Here is a 13,400-nt window from a genome sequence, read left to right as displayed (position 1 = left end):
GCTATGAAAAATAGATGGTGGTCCTGGTTCAGTTCTGATGAAATCGCGGGTCTAGGAGTTTCAATTGTTATTATTATTGCTTTCTTTTCTCTTGTGTGGGAGATGGTAACCCTCTCGGTAGTCTTAGCGATAATAGCCATAGCCTACCTCGCTTCTGCAGCACTCACTATGGAGTATTACCGTAAAAAGTCGAAAGAGCTGGGGCTGAGTTATTATTTTGTCATGCCCGTCCATGTGAATCTAGCGCGACTTTTTGTACGCAAAGAACCGATTGCAAGTCAGAACGTGTACAAGCTGCACGTGAATGCACGGAAAATGAAGCAGCGTAAGTCCATGAAAGCAAGTATTCGGTGCATGAATGATGATTTGGCCATGCTAAGTAGCGATGTATGGGGAGAGAATCCGGTTTTTATCGGTAACACATATACGGACTTTGGGGCTAAGCAGCGCGCGAAGATACAATCAATGGCTGATCTTGTAGAGTATGAAGGGGTAATGACTCCAGTCTATTTCCTTGTCATGTCAAAAGCGAAGTTCAGTCGTAAACAGGAAGAGTTCTATGGACGGGTTTATTATATGCCTGATCGGATTGTTTGGAGAGTTTGTGTGATTCGACCACGCTCGAAGGGGGAAGCTACAGGTGATTACGGTTCAAATAAAGGGGAAAGAGTCGGCAGTTATCAAGGCTCTGGAGAAGCTGAAAAAGTTTATTCATGAGAAACAAACGTCTCTTACTCCGGTGAAGCCCACTGGGGCGGTGCTGGCCGAAGTGGAATTCAATTTCCGGAGCGAAGTAAAGGAATTAACGGATTTAACGAAAGTACTGAATGACATTGAAATGGCCAGCGTGGCATTGAAGCAGCTGCAGATCATTTTGGGTGAACTGGAGCAAGCCGGCCGTCTTCAAATTAGAGTGTTGAGCAAAACACTTGATGATTACTTAACGATTCAGGATGCAGAGAAGGCTTTTGACATTACACCAAATACGCTTTTAAATAATTCAATCAAGCGAGATCGGAAGTTCGATACAGAGATCAGGCGAGGGCTCGTTTTGCAGAAGGGGCGCCAATGGCTAATTCATAGGGAAGCCCTGATCGAGAAGTACGGAGCTCCTAAGGTAGAGCTTTAAGCGCAGATCACAAGGTTTCTGGTTCTTCTTCTTCCCATTCCAGGATGTCGTAGACGGTGACGCCGAGTGATTTCGATATTTTCTTTGCAATTTTAACGGTGGGTACACTCCCGCCATTAGCGGGGCCTTTTTCAATCTTGCGGTAATACAGCAGAGTGATACCTGCGGCATGAGCTAGTTGTTCCTGGGTCAAATGCTTGATAGATCTAAGCGCCTTCAATGGTTGTGGTTTCGGTAATTTTCTCAAGGATATCGCCCTCTCTTTATAGAGAATAGCGTATCAAAAATAGAGAGAACTTATCTAGCTAACAATCTATTGCTATCAATAGTATGTATACAATAAGCAACAAAATGTAAATATAAAGAACATAAAAACTGTCCAGATGTGGATGAAATGAAAAAAAGGATTGCTAGTCTCTAGCAACCCTTGCTATAATGTTCACAAGAAATGAGAAATCCACTTCATCCTTTGGATTCGGCCCCGAGGAGATAAAGTGGATTCCAATTGACTTGACATCTGTCTTTAGTATACTTGATGGCTAACGGGTTATCAAGAGGGGGAAGTCAGAAATCGCAGTGAAAAACCCTGGTAATTTCGGGCACTGTGGCTTCCCCTGGAGAATCGGTATACAACGGGCAGATGTCAGGCGGGATATGCGACTAATCGCATTTCCAGCACTGCATCTGCCCTTTTTTGTTGGGTAATAGCGTGTGAGCGGATTGGTAACCCGATCATGCGTTTTACATAGAAAAAAACCTCAGAGTGGTGTCTGAGGGGCTTTAAAGAGTAATTTGTAGGTGTAGGTGAAAGATCGCCGTGGGCTGGTAACCCGTGGCCGCCGACGATCCGGACTGGTAATCCGCCTCGGCAACATCAAACTTGCCAAACTTCCTTGCAAAACTTCCTTCCCATTTTTTGAAATGGTGAATGGAGGTCGTCTTTAATTTTGTCTTTCGATTGTATACAGTATAGCAGGCAAAAACGAGATTTTCAAGAGATTAGAAGCTTTTGTCGACAAAACAAGTTCGATTTCGACATGTTACGACAAAGATTCTAAGATTCTCACAAAAAACTGTATACAATCTTGGGTACTTAGGGCAAAGCGGTCTACATCTTTCGACGGATTACATGGGTTTCAGGGCCTGCTCAACAAGCAGCCATTAAATCATAAATGGTCTATCAATTACATGGAAAATATGAAAAGCCCCTTTTAAATTTCGAAAAAAATTTAAGGGCATAGGCTCTAGTTTCTTATTGTCAAAAATCGGTTTGCATTTCATCGTAAGGGAGACTTCACGAATGGCATTTGCAATGGCGTACAAGGAAGAGTACCAACTAACTACTGAACCGGCTTTACACGAGGAGCTTCTACATTATCTGTATGAGGGCCACATTACGAGTATGACGATGCCTAACCTCGAGCGGGTATTTGTGAAGCAGAATCAGTTTGGCTGGATCGCGTTGGCCAAGGACGCCGAGGCTATGAAGTTCAAACCGAAATCTGCTAGAAGCTTCCCCGTTCTATTTCAACGAATCAACGAGGGATTCAAATACTATCGTCCAAATCTATCTTACACAAATAAATCGTTCTTTAAACGTCAGATCCGGTGGCTCGTTGGCTTGTTCTTTGATTTTGATAAAGAGCAGCTGGAAGCATTGAATCTTTATTCCCCGTTGGAACTTATCGAACATGTAGAATCATTTGGCTTTCGTGTGTCTGCTGTCATCAAGACCTCATCCGGATACCACGTGTATTTGCCGATGCAGCCAATGCGAGGAATGTGGAATAGCAATAAGACCATACAGCAATATGATCGCGTGCTAAAGAAAATCGCCAGGCTAATTGGTTCTGATCCGCATGCGGCTTCTGCAGAGCATTATTTTCGTGTACCACGCCCGGATAATGTAGTCTATTTTAATCCTTTGGACAAACCAGAATTAGGCTTTTATGAAGGAATCCTTGAACTCGACGAGATGCCATTACAAACTAATTTTGATGCATCTGTTCAATACGGAAAATTGCTCAGGCAGCCTGCTATTCAGAAGCTTTTGAATGGCGATTTTGCTAAGCTTGCAATTGCTAACGGGAGAAAACTCGGGCGGAATAATGCTGCTTTCACATTGGCCATTGCTATGAAACACGATGAGATCAGTATAGAGGAAGCAACCGATCGTATGAGAGTTTGGCATAATCAAATAATTAAGGACGGGTTTCCATTCGATGAGGTGGAGAGATGTATTCAGCACGCCTACGATGGAGATTACAAGTTCCCTTCCTGGAGAGTGGTCCAGGCGTTGACCGGTGAACGTCTACGTCCAATTACCCCAAAAAAGGAACGGGCCGTTCGTCAAGACCATTTCTCTGAGATCCGGGAGGATCTATTGAAGTATCTAAAGCGCTATAAGCTAGAATTCCACGTGTCGTTAAGTATGTCTCAAAGAAAATTAGCGGATACCCTGCGGGTTAAATTGCGTTCGTTGCAGTTTGTAATCGCGCAGCTGAAGGATGAAGGCGTTCTAAAAGTTGAGTCTATCAGAGACGGCCGATCGTTTGTATCACTTTATATTTTGGAAGTACAAAGCGAAGAGACGGAAATCAATGAAGCTCCAGAAGAGCTTCTAAGGCAAGTATCCAATGGTGGTACAGCTGGTCTAACTACGCTGCCAGTGTCGATCAAACAGCAAGCTCAAGCCGCTCGATATACGTATAGCACACGTACGAGCGTTCACGACGCAAATACATTATTACCTCTTTTCGCTATTGGTTTGCGGCCCTTGCCTGGCAGCCGGATTAGAGAATTACTAGAGCGTCCCGATACGGATGGGTGATGTTTTGTTGGGGAGCTCCGCCCCCCGCTAACGTAGCTTATGTGGGTAACGTGGTTTTCGTTATCAACATTACCTCTACGTATGGGACTCGTATTTTTTATGCTTGTAGCCTTTAGGTTCTAGCGTGGCACTTCACGGTTCTGCAGCTCAACGGGTGCCGGTGATGCGCAGCTGCTTCTGGATTGCTCGCACTGCCGGTTACGCTTCAGGATCGCGGCCGCCGCATGCTTCTGCAGCTCGACGCGCGCCGGCGATGCGTAACTGCTTCTCGATCGCTGGCCATGCCCGGCCGCGCACCAGGACGTCTTGAGCCGGCTTCTGCAGGAGTAGCCGCGTCGACGATGGCCAACAGCTGCGCTCGGATCCGCCGGCTGCGTGCAGCTGCTCCTCGATCGCTGGCCATACCCGGCCACGCACCAGGAACGTCTCGAGCGGGCAAGCTCCTGCAGGAGTAGCCGCGTCGACGATGGCCAACAGCTGCGCTCGGATCCGCCGGCTGCGTGCAGCTGCTCCACGATCGCTGGCCATACCCGGCCACGCACCAGGAACGTCTCGAGCGGGCAAGCTCCTGCAGGAGTAGCCGCGTCGACGATGGCCAACAGCTACGCTCCGGCTCTGTGCAGCAGCTCCACGATGGCTGGCCATCTCCGGCCGCGCACCAGGAACGTCTCGAGCCGGCGAGCTCCTGCAAGAGTAGCCACGTCGACGATGGCCAACAGCTACGCTCCGGATCCGCCGGCTGCGTGCAACAACTCCACGATGTCTGCCATACCCGGCCGCGCACAAGGAACGTCTCGAGCCGGGGATCGTGCTGCAGGAGCAGCCGCGTTGACGTTGGCCAACAGCCCCCTCCTCCGGATCCGCCGGCGACGCGTAGCAGCTTCGCGATCGATGGCCACGCCCGGCCGTGCACCAGGAACGACGCGCTGGAGGCGATCGTGCTGTAGAAGCCGGCCGCGGCGACGCCGATCAGCTGCTTTTCCGGATCCGCCGCCGGCAGACAGCTGCGCCGCGATCGATGGCCACACCCGGCCGCGCACGAGGAACGTCACGCCGGCGGCGATTGTGCTTCAGGTGCCGGCCGCGGCGACGTCGGCCAGCAGTTCCTGCGTATTTAAAGCGGAGCGCAAAGAGCCCAGGTCATTTTGACCTGGGCTCTTTAACTTTAGTCAATCAGTTGAGAGTTGATTTTTTCACCGGTGAAGATCGAGTTTTTCTTGATGTTATCCGTCATGGTCGTTTCTGAACCGCCGGAAATTAGTTCTGCCGTAAACCGCAAGGTAGAATATCGCATTTTCCCCTTATCAGTTTGGTAGGCTCGTAACTCGTCTTCTGTAATGTTAGGGATATCTTCGAAGGTAACCGTCGTCACGCTAGATCCAACATTGACGACTTTCTCTAAGACCACGGTTTTATTGTACCCTTCCACCGTAAGCCTTACAGTGACATTATTGCTACCGCCACCTAGAGGCTTACTTACGCGAACATTCACATCATACGAGGCGACGCCTTCCTTACCAACAATGAAATACTTTTGATCCGGTTTATCGATGTCTGGCACATAGTATTCAACATCAGGCAACACATCGATTACTTGGAAGTTTTGGTTGACGACCTCGATTGTCTTTGTAACGGTCTCAACATTGCCATTCGGTGTCCTCGAGCGCCATTCAAATGTGTAGCTGCCTTGAGGAATATTTCCAACAGTAAATGTCCTATTCCATGTCTTCGAACCGTATCCAGTCGTGCTGTTAGTCGTGGAGGTCAGATTTACGATCTGCTGATAAGCCGTTCCTTTAAAAATGGTAACCTGTGTGGCATTGCTGTTCACACTTGCATCTGGATATTTTGTCGTACCGGCCTGAAGCTCATACGTGTCTCCCTTTACTAACGAGGTGACATTTTTTGAGGCAGTTAACGTGTTAATTTGGCCAGTCAAATTAATTGGAGTCACGACACGAACGCTGTAAGTATTCTCAGCATACGAACCTGCTACGGATCCATTTGCACGAATCCGGAAGGTGTACAGGCCATCAGGTGTCGTGTTTGGAATCGTAAAGGTCTCATTGCTCCAGTTGATGTCGTTTCCAGTCTTCGTTCCCGTGTAGTACGGAACCGACCTGGATAGGATGCTGCCCATCGTCATTTGCAAAGATATTGAATACGGATACCTGGTCCAAAGTTGATCTGCCACAATATTCTCGCTTGCCGGCACGCTATTTATGGAAAAGCCGCTATATTGTGTCCTCAGATTCGATTTAAACTGAACAGGAACGGTATCTGGCAGTACATAGGTTCGTTGGATAGGATCGGACCAAACCCCTTCGATATCCTGCGCCATATAATCAAGCAAGTAGCTTCCTGGAGGCAGCTCGGTAGGTATTCGTGTAAATACTTCGCCCGTGCCCTGGTTTGTAAGTTTAATGCTACGTGCCTGAATTCCTCGATCCGTTGCCGCGCGAGTAATGTTATGATCCAGGTCATAGCTCAAATCGACCCATGTCGATTTGTACGTGTTGGATGCAGGAACATAATCAAAGTCTAGCGTGACATCCGCGATCGGTTTTCGATGGACAAAAACATCGATAGCCGATTCGTTGGAATAATAGCCGTACATGGCGAAATTAGGATCCGTACTTGGAACGTCTTTGGTCCGACGAATGAATTGATATTTGCCTGGTTTATTTAGTGTCACGTTGGATTGATACGGCCGCCAATTGGCAGAGTTTTTGTCCGATATTAGCAGTTTACCACTCCAGGAATCGAAGCCAAGCGAGTTGTCGTAATAGTTGGGATCCTGGATTATCTGGAGTTGACTGTTGCTAATCGGAAGAGAATCGCTCTCCGCATCAAACGTGGCCGTGACCGTTTCGATATTTTCTCCGACTAAGCGTAGCAGTTTCGGATTTGCCGGATTGCTCTCTGCGATATAGGAAATCACCTTATCCATGACTTGTTCAATAGCGGCATCATTTGCGATGTACTTATCGTGCGTCATTTGAGGTTGGATATCGCTGGACCCAACCAGTATTAAATACGCATTGTGCTTCTGCATGACATTCTGGAGATCTGGCAATTGAGAGACTGTCGAATCTGAAATATAGATGATATATTTCGTCGGTACGGCTCTCATGTACGATGTGTCATAGGGCTGCCGAATCGGTTTATGGATCGTACCGCTATAAAAACCGGTGTAGCTGTCATAAGTGACCCAGTTAGATTGCCAAACATCCCTTGTTCTAGTTACAGTTCCCGAATAATATGCAGTCCAACTTCCGGTACACGAACTTCCAGGCGTGCTTTTACTCGGACAACCACTACCCGATTCACCTGTTCGGCTTAAAGTACCTGAGTAACCACCGCTGCTATAGCCCACGGAGGAAGGACAGCCGCCGCTATCGTAGGTTACGGAATAGTTGCCCTTAGAATCATAAGAATAGTTTTTCGTATGACCACAGGTATCAGTACCGGTCATGGAATCGGTGACTTTCACGTACTTGCCATTGTCCTGTTGATACGGGCTATTAGAAACGCTCGTTCGACTAAGTGTGCCCGAATATCCATTTGAACTATAAGATATGGAGCTTGGTGGATAAGAAGAGCCCGTACTGCTGCTTGTGCTGGCAGACTGATCGTCGATATAGGTTTTCATGTCCCAAATGCCAATGTTCGCTATCATATTTGCTGTATTAAATGCATTCGTCAATGTGACTTTATTATAGCGGACATAATCGGCAGAACTTTGCTTCAAATTCTGATCGAGCATGAAATAAACGTCCATATCGGCCTTTTGATTTGGCACATCCAAATAAAGATCACTTGTCGGTGCATAATTGTCTATGAAGAAGTAGGCTCGGATCTGGTGCTTCTGATCATCTGCCGGGCTAATGAACTCCATGAGACGGTCCTGATCCGTTCCTTCCTTGGCATCTACAACAATCTCATACTGTCCAAGCTGTTCAAATTTAGGAAGAGCCGTGATATCGTCCTCTGTTTCATAAACCAGCTTGTCAAAGGTTCCATCATTGTTGGAATCATAATAGACCTTTAGCTGCTTCTCAGATACAAAATCGCCATCCGTACTTTCAACATCGTAATACAGCTGCAGCTCGTCGAGCCTACTTCCTTGCGGCGTGTATACCTGAGCGGCGATGGCCGGCTTATGATCGGGCAAGATCTGATAATCGACAACATAAGGATCCGAATAGCGCGTAATTGAGCCGCCATCGTAATTAATGACCCGTTTAGCGGCTATGCTTATTTGATAGTTACCGGGCTTCTTGTAAAGAAACATTTTTTCAGAGAGATTGGTTTCGCAGTACCCGGTTCGGCATTTTAAATTAGGGTCATTCCCTTTTACAAAGCTAAATGATGTAATCTCTAGCGGAGCACGCTCCTCCACCCAAGGATCGTTTGTCTCAGCCGAGTAATCGATAGCTTTCATCGTACGATTCTGCTTGTAAAGGCCCTCCAGTTTGATGGCAACATTCGGTTTCGTTGGATGCACAACAACAAACATGGTTTTATGCGACACGGATCCGTCCGGAGCAGTAAAAGTGGCTGTAACTTCACGAAGGCCAGCTTGATCTTCTCCAAACACGTAGTCTCCAGCGTAGAACGCGTCAGCATCAACACGTTTTCCGTCAATGAACACTTCTTTGGAGAATTCACTGTAGTCAGCTGGGGTTTCGCAGCTCTTTGTCGGAACCAAATCTGGCGGCGCATCGGTGACCGGGAACGGTACGACATCATACCAATCTAGTGGCCAATCGGATTTAGGAGTAATGAATTGTTTCGGTGTCAGTAGACTGGGATCATCAGGTTTACAGCCTGGAATCGGGGTATGGATGACCGTTACATTACGAACCCGTTCTGACTTGTTATTAACCGTTGAATCCTTATCAACGATGGTTTGCTTAATAAAAAATGTCTTTTGTATCGCCGTCGTGCCGGTTATTTCCTCCCCTATGAATTTAGATGACATGAAGCTATACAGGAAGTTGTTAACCGCCGCTTGATCCAGATACCCGGTCTTTGGTGCTTTCACTTCAGGAATAGCAGGATCGAATTTACGGGTTTGTTTTGTTCCGTCAGATTCGGAAATGATTTCGAAGTCGTAGTAATCGACTTCTTTGCCGTATGAAAAATCCTGGTAGCCAACCATTTCATTAACGAACGATGATTTTTTCTCGAACTGAATGGTCTCCACAACGCCGAAATCGCTTTGCATCGTGGATTTTTCGGTAGGCTGGACGTTAACTTCTACGTTGCAATATTGATAAGAGAGCGCCGGCTTGCTGGTCGTATGATTATAATAAATGGCAAACGCACCGGCATTCGTCTTAAACTTCCACATCTTTTCATCGGATTTATCGAGCTTATTGAGATCAATGTCTACCGTAAAGATCGCCGAAGCTTTGTTATCCTTCACAATCACGCCATCTTTTGCATTCTGAGACGAGAGCTGCTTGTACGTACCGCTTGCTTTATCTTGCATATCCAAACGCCAGTATTTGATGTCATCGCGCGTATACATGGAGAACATATTATAGGGATCACCATAGAAAAGTTCATCCTGAAGTGTACCGAGGACCTTCACCTGGACGCTCACTTTATTGCTTTTCCCAATCTGGACGGGTTTGTTATCAACGGGTTGAGCAACGCAAACGGTAGGAACAGGTATTTTTGGCGTATCGTCTAATTTTGGCAATGTGTAAGTATGATACCAAAGGGAATGTGTTTCCCAGCTATAGTGATACATGGTGCCTGAACCCTTTTCACGCGTTGAAGGAGCTTGTTCAATAGACATATACAAGCGAGGGTCTTGGTCTTCTACGCCAGATAACACATTATAACGATCAGCATATTTGACGCCTTGAGTAATCTTAAAACTCAGCGCCTCCTTCAGATAATCACGAATATTTCGGAATTTATCGTCGGTTACGTTTCTGTCGCGATTATAAACAGCTCCTGGTGTAGCAGGCTTTCTTTCATACCAAGATGGTAGTTGTTCCCATGGCCTGTAGACCCAGTGCTTGGATGATAACTTATTACCTGAATCCGAATCGATAATAAAATGAATATTGGAGAAGAGATTTCCGTCTTGGGTAAATCCTAGATAGCGGTATTCACCAAACGTCATGCCACCATCATTTGGGCTGTATGCATAGAAGTGCCCTTCAGTAAGGATTTTGGAGCTAGGCCCATCTGGCTGCCATCCCTTTTTGAAATCTTGAATATCCCCTACTGAATCGATGTCACCATATACGACGAGATTACGTGGAGGAGCCGTTTTATACGGCTCGCTACTAAGTACCCACGTTTTGTAATAATATTTTGAATTAAACTTAAAGCCATTGGTCGAGCATGGCTTCACGTGTGAAGGAATGGGACCATCATTGATAGGATCATATTTACATGAATTTTGATGTCCATTCACAGTTGATGGAGCTGCGCTTGCGGAATCAATCGAGAACCATTCGAAAGGAATGAATTCGGTAAAAGAAAGGAGATAAGTAACCAGTAAAAGCAAAGCAAATTTCTTACCGCGCTTACGCATTCAAGTTCACCTTCTTATTATTTTTAGTAGGAGAGTGAGATCCAAGCCCGATTTCCAGATGTGAAAAATCTGAATTTTTTGTTGTTCACTGTGAATTCAGTTTCTGGAGAGTTTTTACTAATAAATCCATCAACCTTGCTCTTTAGCTCTACGCCTTTTCCTTTACCAGCCAGCAATTCATAAAGAGCGTTCAAATAAGGTTTGCTATTTGTGAATTTCGATAATTCTGGGAAGCTAATGCCGATCGTCCTGTCTGTATCATCTCCAACGAAAGCCGTTACCTCATCGTCGGGCCTGTCTTCGAATCTCATCATTTTGGTCATGAAAATATACTTGTCATAATCATCTTTTGATTTATAAATTGAAACTATACTAGCAGAATCTTGAGCCACATACCCCGATTTAACATGCAATTGAGACAGCTCAATAAATTTTTTATAGGTATCATGTTTGAACTTGTCGCTAAACAAATAAACTTGCCCATCTTGCTCAATATAGTGCTGACCAGTGAGACTAGGTTTAAACGGCTGCCGTAGACTTGCATCTCTCAAACGGAGCACCATCGTCAATGCTTCGGCTCTAGTAACATACCGTTTAGGGTAAAAGTATTTGTTCGGATAGCCATTCATAAGACCTGAAATAAGAATTTGACCAAGGTAGGTACTCTCATTCAAGCCGAATGATTTAATATCCTTGATATCCGCTTTGCTCAGTACGAAATTCTTATATTGAATTTGATAGGATGTTTCAAACGCATCAAACCATAGTCCCAGTAGGTAGGAAGCTTGCTCTCTTTTGATTTGCTTCTTATATAGGTCATAATTCTTTGGGAAAACGGTGTCGTCGCTATAAATAAACGGAGTCTCGTAAATAAAATCAATAAATGGCTTCGCCCAATAGCCCGTTGTAGCTTGTTGAAATTTAAAATTTTGCTGATAGACTGTGACCATAATTTTGTTCAAGTACGCAGGCTGCCATTCCTTCAGGTATTTATACCAAGATGGGTCAAACTCCGTTTTCCCGTTTTGGGTAACACTATGAGCACGGAGCATCATGACAATGAACTGATCCGCTTGTACGATGTCGTCTGGACGGAATGTTCCGTCTGGAAAACCGTCTACCAACCCACTTTCGTAAGCTTTGAGGATATTATCCTTAGCCCAGTGATTGGAAATATCGTTAAATGGCAATTTTGTATTCTCAGCAGCCGAAGCACTAAATACTCCTAACTGAAGAGTCAGGCTTACTGTAATGATTGCGATTAACAAACGAGAAATTTGATTTTTCATTTTTCATTCCTCCTCAAATTATTGCAAATAGCCATCAAGTCTCGACAGAATTTTTACTGTTTCCGCACGGGTTACGACGGCTTCAGGTCTGAAGTAGCCATCCGGGTAACCGTTAAAAATGGCGCTGCTGCTAACGAGTCCAATCGCTTTTTTGTACTCGGCATTAAGAGCTGCCAAATCGTTATATGCAGTTGGATTAGGTGTTTCCTTTGAATTGACGAGACTCATAATGTTCGCCACAAGCAGCGCCACATCTTTACGCTTAAAAGACTTGCTAAGTTGGCTTTCACTCCAATTAGTGCTAATTCCAACATCATTGGCAGCAGCTGTATAGGGCTGTGACCAATGTTCTCCGGGGTTGGCTACGAACTTGTACTCTTGCCAGCCCATTTCAGTGCTAATATCCTCGTTTGCTACCTTCCAGCGAAATTCTTTTTTCCACTGGCTCATCCCGTTTGGAAGTTCTTCGGTTAAGGCAAGCACAGCCATTTTAATCAGGGCTTGACCAGTAACATCATCATCGGGGCCGAAACGACCATTGCCGTACCCGTTAATAACTCCCTTTCGTACATAATCTGTAATGGCATCCTTTGCCCAGTGCGTAGCGATATCGCTGAACAATGGGATGTCTACTACGAGGTTGTAATAAGAACTCTTTGGAGCTGTAATTTCAAAAACGTATTTTCCTTTGGGGGCTGGCTTCAATATGTAGTTGTTCGACCAATAGGTTTTATCTCCATTGACGATCTTGTTGCTCTTCGAGCTGCTAATTTTGTTCCCCCCCGGAATTGTCATGACTGAGGCAAATTCACCATCAAAACCTTCGAGAGTGAACGAGATATAGTCAACGGCATTGGTTAGTTCGAAAGTCTTTGTGATTTTAACTTCTTCTTTGGCGGTAGCAGCAATGGGGATCAGGCTCGTAATCAAGCAGATCGCAATCATCAAAGATAGAATTTTTCGGTTCATTTTGGACATCCTTTCAAGTTGATATAAGTAGGTTTCTCTCTTCCTTTTCGGCTTACAAATTGTACTAAATATACGTATGCTCCCCTCCGTGATGACCATAAATAAGATACAAATAACTCCATAAATTACTACATATATTATATACCAAATTAGGTACTTTTGTCCATGGTTTGAATACTATATTATCGGTAATATTGTAGCTATTTTAGGTCGAAAATCCTACAGCTGAACTTCCGCAAATAACATGATGAATAAGGACTAAAAAACCTGTATGATAACTAGGTTAAAAGCCTATATCAGACTACCTATAAAACCAATAGTAGAGCTAAATACAAGATCGACTTGGTGCCTTAGAAAGTACTCGTATTTTCAATACTCCTTCTTTCTCGACTCCACACGGCTCAAATAGCCGGCCCTTATCCGACTCGGAATAAGGCCCGACATTTTCGCACGTATTCCGTCGACGGCACCCAAAGCATTCGCTTCGCTCACAAAGAAGGCCGGCGCGCCGGCCCTGGCGCCCCTCCGGATCGCCCAGGGCAGCTGCGCCGGCCCTGGCGCCCCTCCGGATCGCCCAGGGCAGCTGCGCCGGCCCTGGCGCCCCTCCGGATCGCCCAGGGCAGC

The 13,400-nt window shown here is 45.6% G+C and carries 8 protein-coding genes; 3 read left to right on the top strand and 5 right to left on the bottom strand.

The window, feature by feature from the left end:
- The first annotated feature begins 3 nt into the window (after window positions 1–3).
- Together RB620_RS24470 and RB620_RS24465 are read left to right on the top strand one after the other, a co-directional pair.
- Window positions 4–717, top strand: a complete 714-nt coding sequence (locus RB620_RS24470; RefSeq protein WP_308098974.1) for a hypothetical protein — start codon at window positions 4–6, stop codon at window positions 715–717.
- Entirely contained in the window at window positions 641–1,129 is a 489-nt protein-coding gene (locus RB620_RS24465; RefSeq protein ID WP_308098973.1) for a helix-turn-helix domain-containing protein, read from the top strand. The genes RB620_RS24470 and RB620_RS24465 overlap by 77 nt, the downstream gene beginning before the upstream one ends.
- 7 nt (window positions 1,130–1,136) lie before the next feature.
- Here RB620_RS24465 and RB620_RS24460 read toward each other — a convergent pair whose 3' ends face one another.
- The gene (locus tag RB620_RS24460) at window positions 1,137–1,376 is read right to left on the bottom strand and encodes a helix-turn-helix transcriptional regulator (RefSeq protein WP_308098972.1); all 240 of its coding nucleotides are present in this window, start codon (window positions 1,374–1,376) and stop codon (window positions 1,137–1,139) included.
- Window positions 1,377–2,429: 1,053 nt separating this feature from the next.
- Here RB620_RS24460 and RB620_RS24455 point away from each other — a divergent pair.
- Window positions 2,430–3,959, top strand: coding sequence for a primase C-terminal domain-containing protein (locus RB620_RS24455; protein ID WP_308098971.1), 1,530 nt, complete (start codon window positions 2,430–2,432; stop codon window positions 3,957–3,959).
- Between the two features lie 119 nt (window positions 3,960–4,078).
- On the opposite strand, the gene RB620_RS24450 is transcribed toward RB620_RS24455, so the two are convergent.
- The 4 genes from RB620_RS24450 to RB620_RS24435 form a co-directional block, all read right to left on the bottom strand.
- Entirely contained in the window at window positions 4,079–4,558 is a 480-nt protein-coding gene (locus RB620_RS24450) for a hypothetical protein (protein ID WP_308098970.1), read from the bottom strand.
- 566 nt (window positions 4,559–5,124) lie between these two features.
- Entirely contained in the window at window positions 5,125–10,518 is a 5,394-nt protein-coding gene (locus tag RB620_RS24445; RefSeq protein ID WP_308098969.1) for an Athe_2463 domain-containing protein, read from the bottom strand.
- Window positions 10,519–10,541: 23 nt separating this feature from the next.
- Window positions 10,542–11,807, bottom strand: a complete 1,266-nt coding sequence (locus RB620_RS24440; RefSeq protein ID WP_308098968.1) for an S-layer homology domain-containing protein — start codon at window positions 11,805–11,807, stop codon at window positions 10,542–10,544.
- A gap of 18 nt (window positions 11,808–11,825) precedes the next feature.
- Window positions 11,826–12,776 (bottom strand): S-layer homology domain-containing protein, encoded by a 951-nt coding sequence (locus RB620_RS24435; protein WP_308098967.1) that lies wholly within the window; start codon window positions 12,774–12,776, stop codon window positions 11,826–11,828.
- Window positions 12,777–13,400 lie beyond the last annotated feature (624 nt).

This window comes from Paenibacillus sp. LHD-117 (assembly GCF_030929555.1).
GTDB lineage: Bacteria > Bacillota > Bacilli > Paenibacillales > Paenibacillaceae > Pristimantibacillus.
Note: the sequence above shows the minus strand (reverse complement) of the source record. Positions and strands in the feature narration are given on the sequence as shown.